The sequence below is a fragment of the Planomonospora parontospora genome, from assembly GCA_014647935.1.
GTDB lineage: Bacteria > Actinomycetota > Actinomycetes > Streptosporangiales > Streptosporangiaceae > Planomonospora > Planomonospora parontospora.
Window position 1 is genome coordinate 109,638 of record BMQD01000012.1, and the last position, 15,606, is coordinate 125,243.

Genomic DNA, 15,606 nt, shown 5'->3' on the forward strand with positions numbered 1-15,606 from the left:
CATGAAGACAAACACCCGCCGGCCGGTCTTCGGCCGGATCTACCCCCGGCTGGCCGCCGCCATGGACGAGGGCGGCATGGTCGAACACCGCCGAGCGCTGCTGGCGCATCTGGCCGGGCAGGTGATCGAGGTCGGCGCGGGCCACGGGGTGAACTTCGCCCACTACCCGCCCGCCGTCACCGGCGTGCTCGCCGTCGAGCCGGAACCTCGGCTGCGAAAGATCGTCCGCGCGGCCGCCGCTGCGGCCCCGGTTCCCGTGGAGGTCGCCGGGGCCGTGGCCGAGCACCTGCCGGTCGCCGACCGCAGCGCCGATGCGGTGGTGTTCTGCCTGGTGCTGTGCTCACTGCCGGATGCCGCTGCGGCGCTGGCCGAGGCGCGGCGGGTGCTCAGGCCGGGCGGGCGGCTGCGGTTCCTGGAGCACGGGCGCGCGGACTCGCCCGGCCTGGTGCGCCTGCAGCGGCTGCTGGATGCGACCGTGTGGCCGCGCCTGGCCGGTGGCTGTCACACCGGCCGCGACACCGTCGCCGTGATCGAGCGGGCCGGGTTCACCATCACCGCGCTGGAACGTTTCCTGCTGCCCGAGGCCCGTACCCCGTTCTCCTTTCACACGCGGGGAACCGCCATGGCGGCCACTGACCGCTGACCGTCAGCCGGATCGCGGGAACGCATCGGCGGCGCGCGCGAGCAGCGCGGCGGCCCGCCGTACCTCGGCCTCGGTGCTCCAGCGGCCCAGCGACAGGCGCAGCGCCGAACGCGCCCGCTGCTCGGGCAGACCCATGGCGGTCAGCACCGGCGAGACGACATCGGTGCCTTCGTGGCAGGCCGAGCCGGTGGCGGCGGCGACCTCGGGAACGGCGGCCAGCAGCGCCCGTCCGTCGATGCCGTCGATGCCGACGTTCAGCGTGCCGGGCAGCCGCATCGCGGGGTGGCCGTTGAGACGGACGCGGCCGGGCAGCAGCCGCTCCAGCTCGGCCTGGAGCAGGTCCCGCAGCCCGGCCAGCCGCGCGAGGCTGTCGGGCAGCTCGCGGCCGGCCAGGTCGGCGGCGGCGCCGAGCGCGGCGACGAACGCGACGTTCTCGGTGCCCGCGCGCCGCCCGTCTTCCTGACCGCCGCCGGCGATGACCGGGTCCAGCGCGACCCCGGACCGCACATACAGGGCGCCCACCCCCTTGGGCGCGTACATCTTGTGCCCGACCACGGTCAGCAGGTCCACCCCGAGTGCGGCCACATCGATGGGCACCTTGCCCGCGGCCTGGGCGGCGTCGGTGTGAAACAGCGCCCCGGCGGCGCGGGCCAGGGCGGCCAGCTCGGGAAGCGGCTGCAGGGTGCCGGTCTCGCTGTTGCCGTAGGCGATCGACACCAGCGCCGTGTCCCGGTCCAGTGCCTCCCGCAGGACGGCCGGATCGAGGCGGCCGCAGGCGTCGACCGGCAGCAGCCCTGTGAGGTAGCCGTCGCGCTCCAGGCTCCGGCAGGCCTGCAGCACGGCCGGGTGCTCGGTGGCCAGCGTGAGGATCTGCCGCCGGCCGTCGTCGGCCCGGGCCAGGGCGGCGCCGCGGATGGCCAGGGTGTCGGATTCCGAGCCACCGCCGGTGAAGACGATCTCCTCCGGCCGGGCGCCGAGCAGGTCGGCCAGCTGGACCCGAGCCCGCGCCAAGGCCTCGCGTGGGGCGTGGGCGTAGGCGTGGGCGCTGGAGGGGTTGCCGAAATGCGTGGCCAGGTAGGGCAGGGCCGCCTGCAGTACGGCCGGGTCGACGGGGGTGGTGGCGTTGTAGTCGAGGTAGATCGGTCCCTCGGCCAGTGCGGGATGGCTCATCGCGTCTTCTCCGGGTGGGTCTCGATCATGCGCGCCGCCACCACCAGGCCGGAGGCCGCGGTCAGCGCGGCGACCGTCCAGACGGCGGCTTCCAGGCTCCAGATGTCGGCGATGATCCCGGCCAGCAGCGCGCCGACGGCGAAACCGCCGTCCCGCCACAATCGGTAGACGCCGACCGCGCGAGCCCGCCAGGCCGGGTGGGCGACATCACCGATGACCGCCAGCAGCGTGGGATACACCAGCGCGGTCCCGGCCCCGAGCAGCACCTGGGCGAGCGCCCAGACAGTGAAGGACCCGCCCAGCGCCACGAGCGCGATGGCGGCGGCCTGGGCCAGCATCCCGGCGGTGATCAGGTGCTTGCGGCCCACGTGATCAGACCACCAGCCGGTGGCCGTCTGCCCCAGCCCCCACACGGCCGGATACAGCGCGCCCAGCACTCCGATCTCGGCCACGCTCAGGCCGCGGGCGGCGAAGATCAGCGGGAAGACGCCCCAGGCCAGGGCGTCGTTGAGGTTGTTGACCATCCCGGCCTGGCTGGCCGCCGACAGCGAGCGGTCACCGACGCTGGTGCGCCAGGCGATCTGCCGAGTGGTCAGCTCGGCGTGGTGGGGGCCGCCGGCCGGGTGGGCGGCGGCCTCGGCCCGGGCGTGCTCGCGGGTCTCCCGCACCACCAGGGTGGACAATCCCAGGCCGAGGGCGGCGTAGGCGGCGCCCAGCAGGAACGGTGCCGGCCGCAGCCCGAACTGCTCGGCCAGGTAACCGGTGGCTAGCGCGGTGACGGCCACCGCGAGGTAGCCGGCGGCCTCGTTGAAGCCCATGGCCAGGCCGCGCCGCTCCGGCCCGGCCAGGTCGATCTTCATGATGATGGTCGTCGACCAGGTCAGGCCCTGGGAGACGCCCAGCAGCACGTTCGCGGTGATGATCCAGGCCCAGGACGGGCCCCAGGCGAGCATGGCCGGGATCGGCAGCGCGATCAGCCACCCGGCGATCAGGACGGGTTTGCGGCCGTAACGGTCCGACCAGGTGCCGGCGAAGAAGTTCATGATCGCCTTGGTGGCGCCGAAGGCCAGGATGTAGGTCAGCGCCGCGGTGTGGGCCGACAGGCCGAAGACGGTCTCGGCCAGCAGCGGCAGCGTGATGCGTTCCTGGCCGAGCATGCCGCCGACCAGGGCGTTGACCGCGACCAGCAGGACGAACTGGGGAAGGTTGGCGGCCAGGCCGAGCCGGATGGCCGACTCGGCGTTCTCAGCGTCTCCGGTATCGCCGGTGGCGGGGGTGGTCGCACTCACGCCGGGCCATCCTGCAACGTCCGGCCGGTGTGCTTGGCCCAATCATCGGGGCCGCCCTCCAGCACCCGTACCCCGCGACGGCCGGTGCGCGCCAGCAGGCTGGCGGCGGTCATGGCGCGCTCGCCGTGCCCGCACATCACCACCACCGGCCCGTCCGGCGCATCACCGATGCGGGCAGGCAGGGCGCCGAGTTCGATGTGTGCCGCGCCGGGGAGGTGCCCGGAGGCGTACTCGACCTCCTGTCGCACGTCCAGCACACGCTCGCCGTCGATCCGGCCGGCGCGGATGAGGGCGATGCTCTGCGTCGGGCCGTGCCAGGCGCCCATGCCACCGGCCAGTTCCCCGGCGCACGCCTCGTATCCGATCTTGGCGGCCTGCCAGGCGATCTCCGCGAGGTCCTGACCGGGGTCGCGGACGATGACGTACGGCGTGCCGGGGTCGAGCAGCCAGCCCAGCCAGGAGGCGAACTGCTCCCGCAGTGGGATGGAGATCGCGCCGGGGATGTGCGCGGCCGCGAAATTGCGCACCGGCCGCACGTCGACGACCACCGCCCCCTCGGCCTGCAAGGAGTGCACCGTCTCGGCGTCCAGCAAGGCGATCCCAGGCTCACCGATCAAGACGGGCGCGCCGCGCCGGTTGGCCTCGGGCAGGGTCAGGAAGTACGGCGGGAAGCTGCTCAGGCTCCCGAGCAGGGCGGCGACGAACGTCTCTTCGTCCGGTGCTCGCAGCAGTGCGTTGGCGGCCTTCTCCGCACCGATGGTGGAGGTGCGCTCGGTGCCGGGCGGAGCCGAGCAGAACGAGCCCGCGCCGTGGGTGGGCCACAGCCGGGTCTCGTCCGGCAACTCCGCCAGCCGGCGCAGCGAGCGGTACTGGGCCCGCGTCAGAGCCCCGGTCCGTTCGGGGCCGCACAGGTCGGTGCGGGCGGCCGAGCCGACGATCAGCGATCCGCCGGAGAACACTCCCAGCGGCGTCGCGCCGTCTCGCAGGATGAAGGCCAGGTGCTCGCCGGTGTGGCCAGGTGTGGCCAGGGCCTGCAAGGTCAGACCGCCCAGGTCGATCTCATCGCCGTCGACCAGGCCGGTGTGGTCGAAGGCCCGGCCGCCGGCGGCCGAGGCCAGCACCCGGGCTCGATCGTCGGCGGCCAACTGCCGGGCGCCGGACAGGAAGTCGGCGTGCAGGTGAGTCTCGGCGGCGAACGCCACTTTCAGGCCACGCCCTGCGGCGGCGGCGCGCAAGGCACGCAGGTCCCGGCTCACGTCGACCGCCAGGGCACGGCCGTCACCGAGATCGACCAGGTAAGACGAGTTGCCCAAGCCCTCGTCCACGATCGGAATGATCATGTTGCCTCTCCGCTCTCCAGTAAGTACAGTATTCCAGAGATATTTGGAGGATTGTCAAATGGGTGATGCGGCCGCCAAGACGGCGCTGTTCGAGGCGTTCGCCTCGGTGGGGAAAGCCCTGGCCAGCGGCAAGCGGCTGGAGCTGGTGGACCTGCTGGCTCAGGGCGAGCGCTCCGTCGAGGCCCTCGCGCAAGCGGCCGGGCTCGGGTTGACCACCGCCTCCAGCCACCTGCAGGTGCTGCGCCAGGCCGGGCTGGTGACCACCCGCAAGCAGGGCACGAAGGTCTTCTACCGGCTGGCCGGCACCGACGTGGCCGGGCTCTGGGCGCACCTGCGCCAGGTCGCCGCCGCACACCTGGCCGAGGTAGAGCGCGCCCGTGTCGCCTATCTGGGGTCCGATGACGCCGAGCAGGTCACCCGCGAGGAGCTACTGATCCGGGTCCAGGCCGGGGACGTCATCGTGGTCGACGTGCGCCCGGTCGCCGAGTATGCCGCCGGGCACATCCCCGGCGCCGTCTCGGTCCCGCTGGACGAACTCGCCGACCGGCTGGCCGATCTGCCCGCCGACGGGCAGATCGTCGCCTACTGCCGAGGCGCCTACTGCGTGATGGCCCACGAGGCGGTGCGGGAGCTGACCGCCCGCGGCCGCCGCGCGGCACGGCTGGCCGACGGCATGCTGGAGTGGCGTCTGGCCGAGCTGCCGGTGGCCGTATGAACATGATTGACGCCCGCGATCCGGTCGTGCTGGACGGTGGTGACCGCCGGTGCGTGCAGCTGCTGATCGAGCTGAGGCGGCTGGTCGCCGGACTGGCCCCGGGCACCATCGTGCACGTCATCGCTGCCGACCCGGCCGCACCGGTCGACCTGCCCGCCTGGTGCCATCTGACCGGCCACACCTATCTCGGTCCCGTTGGCGCCCATGCTCCCCGCGCGACCTACGCCCTGGCGGTGGCCGTGCATGCCCGGCCCACCGCGGCCGACCGGCCCTGGCATCCCGATGACCGCTGAAGAGACCGCCGCCGGGATGTCCGGGACGGGTCAGTCCCACGTTGTTTCGGTCTCTGCGTGTCATCGCCGTCGCGGGGCGGTTTGGGAAGATCGACGCGTACGTCGAGGCCGAGGTGTTCCTTCAGGAGGTGCTTGAGCTCGGTACCCTCGATGAGCTGGATACGCCCGTGCCGCGAACTGGCGGCCGGCGCTGCCGACCCATGACGTCGTCACCAGGATTCCCTTGTAGGCGCGCATGTCCTCGATCGATCCCGCCAGGGCACGCACGTCGTTGGGTGAGACGGCGTTCTTGTACCGTTTGGCCTGGATGGTGCAGACGCCGCCCAGGACAGGGTCCTCGTTGACCACCACGCCGTCGACGCCGTCGGCTCTCGACGACTGCGTCGTCCAGAATTTCAAGCCGCGCTGTTCGAACTTCAGCGGGTCCATCTCGACGATGCTGGGTCGTCCGTCGAGCCCGGAAGCGGCGTCGACCTCGTCGATGAATTTGTAGCGGGACAGGCCGAAGTCGACCACAGTCCCCGGCCATCGGGCCGCGCACTACGTCCATGGGCCCAGGGCATTGTGGGAGATCATCAGGTTCGCAGCAGGGGATTGAGCTCGATGAGCTTCTTCTACTCGTCTTGGTCTCCCCCATCGGGAAAGCAACCGAGATCCAACGGCTGGCCCGCTTACATCTCAATGCCACGAAACGGGACGCACGCCGCAGGAATCTGCTTCACCTCGAGGTACAGGGCGAGGAAGATGGACGAGACTCACGGCTCCTCGGGATCCAGCAGGGCGTCCAGCCCGTCGACGGCCGCGGCCAGGGATCCGGTGCGGCGTTTGTAGCGCATGGTGGTGGCCGAGCTGCGGTGCCCGGCCAGCTGCTGGACCTTGTCCAGCGGTGCCACCTCGTGCTCCAGCAGCAGGGTGATGGCGGTGGCGCGCATCATGTGCGCGTGCAGCCGGTCGGCGACGTCGTCAGGCAGGCCACCGGCGCGGGCGGCGCGACGCAGCATGGCGGCCGTCCACCAGCGGTCGATCGGGCGGCCGTCGTCCTTGGTGAACAGCGCCTCACCGGGTGCGCGTCCGGCGCGCAGGGGGATGATCAGCGGCCAGGCGCGCGGCGGCATCGGCAGGTCGGCATGGCGGCCGCCCTTGCGCCGGACGCGGATCGCGATCCGTTCACCGTCGCGGATGACGCTGCCGACCGTCAGTGCCTGCGCCTCGCCGACGCGTAGGGCCGAGCCGATCAGCAGTAGCACCGCGGCGGCGCCGACCGGGTACCGTTCGGCCATCGCCTGGGCTCCGGCGGCCAGCGCGGTCTGCTCGGCGCGGGTGAGCGCCGGGGTGCTGCCGTCGGTGGAGACCGCCGGGGAGGTGACGTTCTCGGCCGGATTGACGGGGACGGCGCCGCGGCGCCGGGCGTAGCGGAAGAAGCTGCGCAGGTGCGCCAGGCGCCGGGCCACGGTGGCCGGCCCCAGGGGTTTGCCCGGGGTGCGCACTCCGGCGGTGGCGGTGCCGGTGCCCAGCGCGTCGCGGTAGGCGACCAACTGGTCCTCGTTCGCCTGCAGCAGGTCGGCGCCGGGCACGGCGGCGTGCAGCCAGCGTACGAACGCGGCCAGGTCGGCCAGGCGGGTCTGGCGGGTGGTGATGGCCCGGGCGTCGGCCAGCCAGGCCGCGGCGGTGCGCCAGGCGGTCCCGCCCAGGGCGTCGATGCGGTCGACCAGCTCTCCGGCGACCTCGCCGCCGTCACCGCGAGCGCGGCGGGGCCGCAGCCCGGGGATCTTGCCGACGGTGTCGACCAGCGGCGCCGGTGGCGATGCGCCCGACGCCGCGGGGGCGGGCTCGGCCGCCGCGGCGGGCGGGGACAGCGGCGTGGCCGCCGGGGAGAAGGCGTGCCGCCCCGGCGGGAGGATCGCACTCGGGGTCAGCTCGTCGGCCGTCATCGGACCGGCCGCCGAGCGGTGAGCGCGCGGCCGTCACCGCCGCGTCGGCAGCCGTCCGGGGTGGCGGTGCGCATGCGCCCGTCGGTGGTGAGCACGAGCATGGTGCGGGGCGGGCGGGTCGCCGGAGCCGCGGCGGCGGGGGAGCGAGCAAGCATCGGCGGGGCCTCCCGGGCGGGTGAGGGGGAAGAGGGACGCGCCGATCATACTACTCCACAGAACTTTTATTCTGTGAAGCCTTCCGAAGTCGATCGGTACATGTTTCCAGAAACTATAAACGTTTCCATTTCAGTAAACGAGACGACCGCTAGGGTGACCGGATGAGTACCCCTTCCTCGGAGCACCCCGCCCCGCCGCCCTCCGCCGGCGCGCCTGCCGTCCAGCTGCTCACCTGCGACCACTGCGGAGAGCGCTTCGCCCGGCCCAAGGCCACCGGCCGTCCACCCAAGTACTGCCCGGACAAAACCTGCGCGGCCGACGCCAAGGCCGCCCGCCAGCAGCACGGCGGCGACGCCCTCGACGAACGCCTGGCCCGGCTGGCCGAGCTCACCGACCGCCACGCCCCGGCCCTGCGCACCCAGCTGGACCTGCTGACCGAACTGCGCGAGCACCTGCTGGCCCGCAACAGCGCCCTGGAGGCCGAGGCCGAGCGCGCCCTCACCGAGGCCCAGGCCGCTGCCGTCGCCGCCGACGCCGCCCGCGCCCGCGCCGAGGCCGCCGACCGGCAGGCCGCGACCGACCGGGCCGCGCGCCAGGCCGCCGAGCAGGCGGCCGAGCAGGCCACGGCCCGCGCCGCGGCGACCGAACGCGACGCCTGGCACCAGATCGCCGTCCATGAGCGCGAACGCGGCAAGGCCGAGTCCCGCGCCGCCGCCGCCGAGGCCACCCGCGCCACCCTGGCCGCCGACCTGCAGGCGCTGCGTGACGCCGCCGCCGCCGAACGTGAGCACGCCGCCGAGGCGCTCGCCGCCGCCCACACGCGCATCACCGGCCTGGAACGCGCCCTGGCCGCCGCCCAGAGCGATCTGACCGTGGCCGGCGAGCGGCTGAACGCCGCCACCGAACGCGCTCGCGCCGCCGAGAGCGCACGTGAGCGCGCCCTGGCCGAGGCCGGAGCCGCGCGCACCGCGGCCGAGCAGGCCCGCGCCGAGCTCACCGCCGAGCGCCGTGCCCGCGATGCGGCCCAGCGTGCCGCCGAAGCCGATCGCACCGCGCTGGCGGTGGCCACTGCCCAGCTCGAGACGGCCCGGCATCAGGCCCGCCAGGCCGAGTCCCGCGCCGCCGCCGACGACGAACGCGCCCGCGCCGACGCCCGCACCATCGCCGAGTTGCATGCCCAGCTGGCCGTGCAGCTTTCGGCGCCCGCGACCGCGGACGGCGTCGATGACGGTCTCTGACGGGTCAGCTCAAAGAGCGGCGGTATCCACGGGCTCAGCCGGCGCCCATGTCCGGGCACGCCTAGAGGCGAGACCTTCGCCGCTCGTGCTCCCGGCGCCGCGCCGCCGGTGCCCCGCCATGTCTTGGGGCGCCCTGGAACGCCCGCCTGATGGTGATCGGGGAGGTCGACTGCTGGCGTGCGCTACTGACATCCGATGACGGAAAGCCACTGACACCAGTGACAAATTCGCAGCTCAGTGGCCCTCGGAGAGCAGCGGAGAGCCTCTCCTCGGCATCCGGTGTCAGCGGCTTGCCGCCTCTTTCGCGCGGGCGCAGGAAAACGGCCGCCGTGACCCCGAAGGAACCGCTCTGACCGGGGGAATGGAGGGCGGCGCACCGGACCGTTTCCACCTACCGCGTCAGTTCGCGTTCCCAAGGCGGGTTCCCCGATGGATGCCCCGGCTCCGCCTTGGGCATCATGATCAAGTTGCCGGTAGCGGTGACAAGGCCGTTCTCCTCGGGCTCTGAGCTCCGGCGATCGTCGATGGCCTCCACCGGTGATACGAGATCCGGAGGGAAGGCGGAGTTTTTCTCATTGACGGCACATGCAGATCTGCCGACACGGCTGCAGAACGCCCAGGCGACAGCGCTGACACCTCGGTGCAGATTCGCACCGAGGGAGGGGCGGATCGCGTACGCCGGAAAGGGGCCGGGTCAGCAGCCGCACCCGCCGCCGCAGCCGGCCCCGGAGGCAGCGGCCTGACGGGCGGTGCGGCGCCAGTGCAGCCACCACATGAGCGCGGCCGCGGCGATCAGCAGGCCGGAGACGGCCAGCAGGGCGTTTTCCACCAGCGCGGCCCCGGCACCGGTCAGCAGCCCGCCGGCGATCAGCAGCGGCAGCGTGCAGCAGGCCGCGCACGCCAGCACCGCCAGGGCGGCGGCGGCCTTGCTGCGCGCCGGCGGCCCGGCGCCGAGCGGGGCCTGCGCGTGGACGGCCGGCTCCGCGCCGGAAGCAGGGGCGGGGTGGTCGTGCAGGGTCATCGGGACTCCTCATCGTGGGCCAGGCCGGCGAACGGCAGGGGGCAGTCGGCGCAGGTGCAGTCGGTGAGGCTGTCGCAGCGGGCGGCCACCACCTGCTCCAGGGCCGTGCGGATGGTCCTCAGATCGTTGATGCGGGCGTCGACTTCGGCGAGTTTGGCCCTGGCGCGCTCCTGCAGGTCCGGGCTGGGGTGGCCGCGCCGGCCGGTGTCGATCAGGTCGGCGACCTCCTCCAGGGTGAAGCCGAGCCTCTGCGCGGCTTTGATCACGCCGAGCAGGGCGACGGTCTCGGGCGGGTAGATGCGGTGCCCGCCGGGGCTGCGCCCGGGTTCGGCGATCAATCCGCGGCGCTCGTAGTAGCGCAGGGTCTGGATGTTGACCCCGGCCCGCTCGGCGACCTGGCCGGTGCGCAGGTGCAGCCCGTCGAATAAGGTCTCCACCGGTCGGCTCACCGCCCCGGCGCGGGCGGGCCGGCCGCGGGCTGATCGGGCACGTCGCGCGCGCCGGGGACGGGCCCGGCGGCGCGGGTCTGCAGCGCGTCCAGCACGTCGGCCTGCTCCGGCGGAACGGCCACCGCCAGCGTCAGGCCGCCGTCGGCGATGGTGAGGGTGAAGGTGAAGAACGAGCAGCAGCCGTTCTCCCGCGCGGCCAGCTCGGCGGTCCGGGCGGCGGTCTGCGGGCTGGAGGCGAGCTGCAGGTGCAGCCGGGTCGGCTCGGGACGCTGCACCGCCTGGACCGCCTCGGCGAACAGGGCGTCGAACTCGGCCACCCGAAGCGGCCGCTCGGTGGTGGGCAGGGTGCACGCCGGGGGCACCCACTGCCGGTCAAGGATGATGTCCTGGGTCATGTTCCGACGGTAAGCCTGTACCCGGGTACCGGATGCAAGTCCCGCGGCGGGTTTTCTTCGCACGGGCGGAAACCACCGGCGGTGCGGTGGCCGGCGGCGAGGGCCGGTGACGTGATCGCTGCGGTCGGTGGTGGGCGCCGGGCCTGCGGTCACAGCGGAATGCCCGGTGGATGCCGTCGTGGTCGAGGCCGGAGGTCCCGATACGGCGCTGACGCCTCGGCGCGGATTCGCAGGCGGCGAGCAGGAGCGGGACGGACGGGAACCGGGCGCGCAGGCGCTGCCCGCTCAGGCGTCGGCCGTGCCGGCCTCATCGGTCTCGTAGACGTCCGGGATGCCGTCGTGGTCGAGGTCGGCGGTCTCGATCTCGTGGATGCGCCGGTAGGCGCGGTTGCGCAGCCGCAGGATCACCGTCGCGATCAGCGCCGCGGTCAGTGAACCGGTCAGCACCGCCACCTTGACGTGCTCGGCGCCCTCGACGCCGAAGGCCAGCTCACCGATCAGCAGGGAGACGGTGAACCCGATGCCCGCCAGCACCGACAGCCCCGCCATGTCCACCCAGGCGAGGTCCTCGTCCAGGTCGGCCCGGGTGAAGCGGGCCGTCAGCCAGGTCGCGGCCATGATGCCGATCGGCTTGCCCGCCACCAGGCCCGCCACCACCCCCAGGACGACCGGGTCACCGAAAGCACCCGTCAGACCGTCCAGCCCGCCCAGGGCCACCCCGGCCGAGAAGAACGCGAACACCGGCACGGCCACTCCGGCGGAGATCGGGCGGAAGCGGTGCTCGAAGTGCTCGGCCAGGCCGGGCCCCGCCTCCGGGCCGCCCGCGTCGTGGCTGCGCAGGACGGGTACGGCGAAGCCCAGCAGCACCCCGGCGACGGTGGCGTGCACGCCCGAGGCGTGCACCAGCGCCCAGACGGCCGCGGCCAGCGGCAGCAGCAGCCACGCCGAGCGCACCCGGCGCTGCACCAGTACGGTGAAGACCGCCAGCAGGACCAGTGCTGCAGCCAGCGGGACCGGAGCCAGGTGGTCGGTGTAGAACAGCGCGATGATGACGATGGCCACCAGGTCGTCGACCACCGCCAGGGTGAGCAGGAAGGTGCGCAGCGCGGTCGGCAGGAACCGGCCGATGACCGCGAGCACCGCCAGGGCGAAAGCGATGTCGGTGGCGGTGGGGATCGCCCATCCCTTGCCCGCGCCCTCCACGCCGCGGGTGATGAGCAGGTACAGCAGCGCCGGAACGATCACTCCGCCGAGCGCGGCCGCGATCGGGACCGCGGCCCGCCGTACGTCGCGCAGGTCGCCGGCGACGAACTCGCGTTTGAGCTCCAGCCCGGCCACGAAGAAGAAGACGGCCAGCAGGCCGTCGCCGGCCCAGCCGGCCAGGGAGAGGTTCAGGTGCAGCGCCTCGGGCCCGATGCGCAGGTCGCGCAGCGTCTCGTAGGCGCCGGCCCACGGAGAGTTGGCCCAGATCATCGCCGCCACCGCGGCGGCCAGCAGCAGTGCCCCGCCGACGGTCTCCTTGCGCAGGATGTCGGCGATGCGGCGGGCCTCGCCCCAGGAGCCCCGGCCCAGCAGGACGGATCGGCGCGGCGGGACGGGGTGCGTCATGGAGTGCTCCGGCTTTCGGGTACGGGTCGGACATTGCCGACCAGACTTCCCGGCGCACCGGGTGCCACTCTACCGAGCGCCCGGCGGGCGCCCGCCGGGCGGGTGCCCGGCCGGCCTGCCACCGGCCGCGGCCCCCGTCGGCGCCGCACCCGCGCCCGCCTGCCTCCCCGTCTCACCCGCGCCGGGGCCCGAGGTCCCGACGGGAAAGGACCTTCGCCGGTACCGGCGGCCACGGGCGGGCCGATGTCATGGAAGCCGCCGGTACGGCGACCCATGTGACGACGAGGAGCGATGTGATGACCACGGCGAAGACCGGCGGGCAGGACCCGGCCGTCTCCGGAGGGCGGGCGGCGGCGATGCTCGCCCTGGCGACCCTGGGGTTCGCGGTGAACTTCTGGGCCTGGGCGCTGCTGAGCCCGCTGGGGCCCCGGTTCAAGGACCTGCTGGGCCTGTCGGCCGCCCAGCAGGCGCTGCTGGTCGCGGTCCCGGTGGTGGTCGGCTCGTTGGGCCGCATCCCCGTCGGTGCCCTGACCGACCGGTTCGGCGGCCGGGTGATGTTCCCCCTGGTGTCGGCCGCCACCATCGTCCCGGTCCTGTTCATCGGTGTGGCCGGGCAGGGCTCGCTGGCGGCGCTGCTGGCCGGCGGCTTCTTCCTGGGCGTCGGCGGGACGGTGTTCGCGGTGGGCGTGCCCTTCGTCGGCGCGTGGTTCCCGCCGCACCGGCGGGGCCTGGCCCTGGGCGTCTTCGGGGCGGGCATGGGCGGCACCGCGATCAGCGCGCTGACCACCGTCACCCTGGTGAGGACCGGCGGTTCCGCCACCCCGTTCCTGCTCACCGCGGTGGTGCTGGCGCTCTACGCGGCCGTCTCCTGGACGTTCCTGCGCGACGCGCCGGGGCGGACCGTGCCGTCCCAGCCGCTCGCGGCGCGCCTGGCCGCCGCCGCGCGCCTGCCGATCACCTGGCAGGCCTGCGCGCTGTACGCGGTGGCGTTCGGCGGCTACGTCGCCTTCTCGGTGTACCTGCCGGCCTATCTGCAGACCGCCTACGGTTTGGAGCAGGCCGACGCCGCCCGCCGGATGGCCGGGTTCGTGCTGCTGGCGGTCCTGATGCGCCCGGCGGGGGGCTGGTTGTCGGATCGGGTCGGGCCGCTGCCCGTCCTGGCCGGGGTCTTCGCGGTGACCTGCGCGGCGGCGGCCGTCGTGGCCTTCACCCCGCCGCTGGTGCCGGTGGGCACCGCGGCGTTCCTGATCATGGCGGCGGCTCTGGGTGCGGGCAGCGGTGCCACCTTCGCGCTGGTCGCCCAGGTCGCCCCGGCCGACAAGGTGGGGTCGGTCACCGGTCTGGTCGGTGCCGCCGGCGGGCTGGGCGGGTTCGTCCCGCCGCTGGTGATGGGCTTGCTGTACGGCCGGTTCGGCTCCTACGCGCTGGGGCTGGTGCTGCTGGCCGTGGTCTCGGCGGTGACGCTGGCGCTGACGGTGACCGTGGTCCGCTCGGCGGCCCTGCGGCGCGCGGCGCAGGGCGTGTCCGGCTCGGGATCCTAGTGTCGGCGGCCGGACGCCGGCGGCTGCGCCGGCGTCCGGGACGCTAGTCGGCGGAGCCCTCGGCGGTATCGTCCTCGTCCGCCTCATCCTGGCCTGTCGGCATCGAGGGCGCGGCGGGAGCCGTGGGAGCCTGGGGCGCGGTGGGGGCCTGGGGGGTGACCAGCGCCGGATTCAGCGGTGTCCCCGGGCCGGTGAAGCACTCGCAGGAGGTCGTCCAGCCGCCGAGACCCGGCAGCTCCGGGAAGTTGGGGTCGGGCTGAGCCGCGGCCGCGGCCGGGGCCAGCAGCAGCCCGAGACCGGTGAACGCGGTGGCTGTGGCGAGCCGAAGATGATGGGACATGATGGGTTCCTCTCTCTTTCGCGGTTTGCACCGTTAATCCCATTTGTCCTTCCTGTCACTTTCTTCCCGTTGTTGACGTCGGCCAAAACCGCTCCGGCCGCCGTTCGGGGAGGCGCCTCCGCCGATGCCCGCCCACGGCAGCTCAGGGGAGACAGTCCCGTCCCGGGTGGTCGCGGCCTCGGCCCGGATACCAGGCTCCCGGCATGACCGGCAGGCGACGGCACCCTCCGCGCACCCGCATGCGGCTGGACGACCTGCCGTCGCGGCTTCGGCCGGTACGGCACATCGCCATGCCTACGGCCGGCGATGGCCGGCGAACAGCCGGGCGACGAGCTCACCGCGGCTGGAGATCCCCGCCTTGCCGAAGGCGGCCTTGAGGTGGCCGCGAACGGTGTGAGGAGAGACGAACAGGGCTGCGGCGATCTCGGTGGTCGGCAGGCCCCGTGCCACGAGCCGGGCGGCCTCGAACTCCCGGGGCGTCAGCCCCTATGCCTGGGCGACGATGACCGCCAGGTCGGCGGGAGCGGCGGGCTCGATGACGAGCGCTGTCGGTCCCGGTCGTCCGCCGGGACCGCTCAGGCATGAGGCGCGACAGGTCAGCCACCGCTTGTCACGGGTTCGGATGCGCATCCTGGCGTCGCCCCGGTCATGGCCTTGCGCGACGGCCCGCGCCTGCAGGGCGGTGCCGATCAGCCAGATGGGCGGCCTCAGCCCGAGCGCCGTGGCCGTGGACGGCCCGTCCGGCAGCAGCGCGAGATGGCGCCGGGCCTCCTCGTTGATCGACGTGGCCTCGCCGTGCTCGTCGAACAGCAGCAGGCCTGGTGCGCAGGAGCCGGGCGCGCCGTCGGAGCCGGACGGACGGGAGAACCGGCGCAGCCGGTCGGCGAGTGGCCCGGACAGGTCGGTGAGCAACGCGATCTCGTGCGGGCCGAACGCCGGCTCTCCCCGCATGCGGAACAGGCTCACCGCGCCCCACGGCCGGTCGCCGATCCGCAGCACGGCCCGCAGTTCGTCGTCCACGCCCTGGTCGCCGAGCAGGCGGCGGAAGCGGGCGCTGCGCGCGGGCAGGTCACCGGTGGCCGCGCGCAGACCGGCCACGGGGACGGCTGCCCGGGCGAGGTCGCGGAACGGCAGGACGTTCTCCTCCAGGAGCTCGCTCTCCCAGTAGGCGGCGCATCCCTCGCCGGAGCCGAGGTTCTCCACCAGCATGGGCGCGGTGACCAGGCCCGTTTCCGGGTCGGTGGCCGTCCATACCGCGGCGTCGAACGGCAGGTGCCGTCGCAGCCCGGCCGAGGCGCGGCTGAAGAGTTCCAGCGCGTCGGCGGCCCGCTCGGTGGTGGACAGGATCCCGGCATGGCGGGGCCCTTCGAATTCGTTGTGTCCGGGTCGGCTTCGTGCCGCTGCGCCGAGCTTCCACCCTGACCCAGGGTCAACCTCAACCGTGATCCAGGTCACAACCGCTTCGGGGACGTGGAGC

Annotated in this window: 18 protein-coding genes; 5 read left to right on the top strand and 13 right to left on the bottom strand. The window is 73.6% G+C overall.

The genetic code is table 11. From position 1 onward, the window contains the following. Nucleotide 1: 1 nt before the first annotated feature. Complete coding sequence (locus tag IEZ07_RS19775; RefSeq protein WP_191896092.1) at nt 2-643, top strand: class I SAM-dependent methyltransferase; 642 nt, start codon at nt 2-4, stop codon at nt 641-643. A gap of 3 nt (nt 644-646) precedes the next feature. On the opposite strand, the gene IEZ07_RS19780 is transcribed toward IEZ07_RS19775, so the two are convergent. Genes IEZ07_RS19780 through IEZ07_RS19790 form a run of 3 tightly spaced genes read right to left on the bottom strand, consistent with a single transcriptional unit; the run spans nt 647 to nt 4,442 of the window. Beyond that, entirely contained in the window at nt 647-1,813 is a 1,167-nt protein-coding gene (locus IEZ07_RS19780; protein ID WP_191896093.1) for a cysteine desulfurase family protein, read from the bottom strand. Then, a complete protein-coding gene (locus IEZ07_RS19785) occupies nt 1,810-3,102 on the bottom strand; it encodes an MFS transporter (protein WP_191896094.1) in 1,293 nt (430 codons plus the stop codon). The genes IEZ07_RS19780 and IEZ07_RS19785 overlap by 4 nt, the downstream gene beginning before the upstream one ends. After that, nucleotides 3,099-4,442 carry an MBL fold metallo-hydrolase gene (locus IEZ07_RS19790; protein WP_191896095.1) on the bottom strand — a complete coding sequence of 448 codons (1,344 nt, stop codon included), beginning with the start codon at nt 4,440-4,442 and terminating at the stop codon, nt 3,099-3,101. The genes IEZ07_RS19785 and IEZ07_RS19790 overlap by 4 nt, the downstream gene beginning before the upstream one ends. Nucleotides 4,443-4,500: 58 nt before the next feature. Between IEZ07_RS19790 and IEZ07_RS19795 the strand changes: the two genes are divergently transcribed. Then, a complete protein-coding gene (locus tag IEZ07_RS19795; protein WP_191896096.1) occupies nt 4,501-5,157 on the top strand; it encodes an ArsR/SmtB family transcription factor in 657 nt (218 codons plus the stop codon). Further along, nucleotides 5,154-5,450: a sulfurtransferase TusA family protein gene (locus tag IEZ07_RS19800; RefSeq protein ID WP_191896097.1), complete on the top strand. Its 297-nt coding sequence runs from the start codon at nt 5,154-5,156 to the stop codon at nt 5,448-5,450. Before IEZ07_RS19795 ends, IEZ07_RS19800 begins: the two co-directional genes overlap by 4 nt. Before the next feature lie 60 nt (nt 5,451-5,510). Here the strand turns inward: IEZ07_RS19800 and IEZ07_RS19805 are convergent, their stop codons facing one another. The 3 genes from IEZ07_RS19805 to IEZ07_RS19815 all read right to left on the bottom strand — a co-directional run bounded on the left by IEZ07_RS19805 (nt 5,511) and on the right by IEZ07_RS19815 (nt 7,536). Then, nucleotides 5,511-5,966 carry a restriction endonuclease gene (locus IEZ07_RS19805; RefSeq protein WP_191896098.1) on the bottom strand — a complete coding sequence of 152 codons (456 nt, stop codon included), beginning with the start codon at nt 5,964-5,966 and terminating at the stop codon, nt 5,511-5,513. Between the two features lie 239 nt (nt 5,967-6,205). Then, nucleotides 6,206-7,381: a tyrosine-type recombinase/integrase gene (locus IEZ07_RS19810; protein WP_191896099.1), complete on the bottom strand. Its 1,176-nt coding sequence runs from the start codon at nt 7,379-7,381 to the stop codon at nt 6,206-6,208. Continuing rightward, nucleotides 7,378-7,536, bottom strand: a complete 159-nt coding sequence (locus IEZ07_RS19815; protein ID WP_191896100.1) for a hypothetical protein — start codon at nt 7,534-7,536, stop codon at nt 7,378-7,380. Before IEZ07_RS19815 ends, IEZ07_RS19810 begins: the two co-directional genes overlap by 4 nt. Nucleotides 7,537-7,698: 162 nt before the next feature. Here IEZ07_RS19815 and IEZ07_RS19820 point away from each other — a divergent pair, with 162 nt between their 5' ends. Further along, nucleotides 7,699-8,775: a coiled-coil domain-containing protein gene (locus IEZ07_RS19820; protein ID WP_191896101.1), complete on the top strand. Its 1,077-nt coding sequence runs from the start codon at nt 7,699-7,701 to the stop codon at nt 8,773-8,775. A 694-nt stretch (nt 8,776-9,469) separates the two neighbouring features. Here IEZ07_RS19820 and merT read toward each other — a convergent pair. The 4 genes from merT to nhaA all read right to left on the bottom strand — a co-directional run bounded on the left by merT (nt 9,470) and on the right by nhaA (nt 12,248). Then, nucleotides 9,470-9,796 carry a mercuric ion transporter MerT gene (merT, locus tag IEZ07_RS19825; protein ID WP_191896102.1) on the bottom strand — a complete coding sequence of 109 codons (327 nt, stop codon included), beginning with the start codon at nt 9,794-9,796 and terminating at the stop codon, nt 9,470-9,472. After that, nucleotides 9,793-10,233: a MerR family transcriptional regulator gene (locus IEZ07_RS19830; RefSeq protein WP_239320267.1), complete on the bottom strand. Its 441-nt coding sequence runs from the start codon at nt 10,231-10,233 to the stop codon at nt 9,793-9,795. Before IEZ07_RS19830 ends, merT begins: the two co-directional genes overlap by 4 nt. An 8-nt stretch (nt 10,234-10,241) precedes the next feature. Next, nucleotides 10,242-10,640 carry a hypothetical protein gene (locus IEZ07_RS19835; RefSeq protein WP_204054469.1) on the bottom strand — a complete coding sequence of 133 codons (399 nt, stop codon included), beginning with the start codon at nt 10,638-10,640 and terminating at the stop codon, nt 10,242-10,244. A gap of 285 nt (nt 10,641-10,925) precedes the next feature. Further along, on the bottom strand, nt 10,926-12,248 hold the full coding sequence (gene nhaA / locus IEZ07_RS19840) for a Na+/H+ antiporter NhaA (protein ID WP_191896103.1): 1,323 nt from the start codon (nt 12,246-12,248) through the stop codon (nt 10,926-10,928). 296 nt (nt 12,249-12,544) lie between these two features. Here nhaA and IEZ07_RS19845 point away from each other — a divergent pair, with 296 nt between their 5' ends. Continuing rightward, nucleotides 12,545-13,789, top strand: a complete 1,245-nt coding sequence (locus IEZ07_RS19845; RefSeq protein WP_204054468.1) for an MFS transporter — start codon at nt 12,545-12,547, stop codon at nt 13,787-13,789. 43 nt (nt 13,790-13,832) lie between these two features. Here IEZ07_RS19845 and IEZ07_RS19850 read toward each other — a convergent pair whose 3' ends face one another. The 3 genes from IEZ07_RS19850 to IEZ07_RS19855 all read right to left on the bottom strand — a co-directional run bounded on the left by IEZ07_RS19850 (nt 13,833) and on the right by IEZ07_RS19855 (nt 15,584). Beyond that, nucleotides 13,833-14,129 carry a hypothetical protein gene (locus tag IEZ07_RS19850; protein WP_191896104.1) on the bottom strand — a complete coding sequence of 99 codons (297 nt, stop codon included), beginning with the start codon at nt 14,127-14,129 and terminating at the stop codon, nt 13,833-13,835. Nucleotides 14,130-14,423: 294 nt separating this feature from the next. Further along, nucleotides 14,424-14,612: a response regulator transcription factor gene (locus IEZ07_RS35795; protein WP_275413849.1), complete on the bottom strand. Its 189-nt coding sequence runs from the start codon at nt 14,610-14,612 to the stop codon at nt 14,424-14,426. 3 nt (nt 14,613-14,615) lie between these two features. Continuing rightward, on the bottom strand, nt 14,616-15,584 hold the full coding sequence (locus IEZ07_RS19855; protein WP_204054466.1) for a LuxR family transcriptional regulator: 969 nt from the start codon (nt 15,582-15,584) through the stop codon (nt 14,616-14,618). Nucleotides 15,585-15,606: the final 22 nt, after the last annotated feature.

What these genes read in the sequence shown, in the direction of transcription:
- IEZ07_RS19810 (WP_191896099.1), bottom strand. Translation starts at nt 7,381, where the DNA reads ATGACGGCCGACGAGCTGACCCCGAGTGCGATCCTCCCGCCGGGGCGG.
- nhaA (WP_191896103.1), bottom strand. Translation starts at nt 12,248, where the DNA reads ATGACGCACCCCGTCCCGCCGCGCCGATCCGTCCTGCTGGGCCGGGGC.
- IEZ07_RS19845 (WP_204054468.1), top strand. Translation starts at nt 12,545, where the DNA reads ATGACCACGGCGAAGACCGGCGGGCAGGACCCGGCCGTCTCCGGAGGG.
- IEZ07_RS19780 (WP_191896093.1), bottom strand. Translation starts at nt 1,813, where the DNA reads ATGAGCCATCCCGCACTGGCCGAGGGACCGATCTACCTCGACTACAAC.
- IEZ07_RS19850 (WP_191896104.1), bottom strand. Translation starts at nt 14,129, where the DNA reads ATGTCCCATCATCTTCGGCTCGCCACAGCCACCGCGTTCACCGGTCTC.
- IEZ07_RS19790 (WP_191896095.1), bottom strand. Translation starts at nt 4,442, where the DNA reads ATGATCATTCCGATCGTGGACGAGGGCTTGGGCAACTCGTCTTACCTG.
- merT (WP_191896102.1), bottom strand. Translation starts at nt 9,796, where the DNA reads ATGACCCTGCACGACCACCCCGCCCCTGCTTCCGGCGCGGAGCCGGCC.
- IEZ07_RS19775 (WP_191896092.1), top strand. Translation starts at nt 2, where the DNA reads ATGAAGACAAACACCCGCCGGCCGGTCTTCGGCCGGATCTACCCCCGG.
- IEZ07_RS19815 (WP_191896100.1), bottom strand. Translation starts at nt 7,536, where the DNA reads ATGCTTGCTCGCTCCCCCGCCGCCGCGGCTCCGGCGACCCGCCCGCCC.
- IEZ07_RS19835 (WP_204054469.1), bottom strand. Translation starts at nt 10,640, where the DNA reads ATGACCCAGGACATCATCCTTGACCGGCAGTGGGTGCCCCCGGCGTGC.
- IEZ07_RS19800 (WP_191896097.1), top strand. Translation starts at nt 5,154, where the DNA reads ATGAACATGATTGACGCCCGCGATCCGGTCGTGCTGGACGGTGGTGAC.
- IEZ07_RS19820 (WP_191896101.1), top strand. Translation starts at nt 7,699, where the DNA reads ATGAGTACCCCTTCCTCGGAGCACCCCGCCCCGCCGCCCTCCGCCGGC.
- IEZ07_RS19795 (WP_191896096.1), top strand. Translation starts at nt 4,501, where the DNA reads ATGGGTGATGCGGCCGCCAAGACGGCGCTGTTCGAGGCGTTCGCCTCG.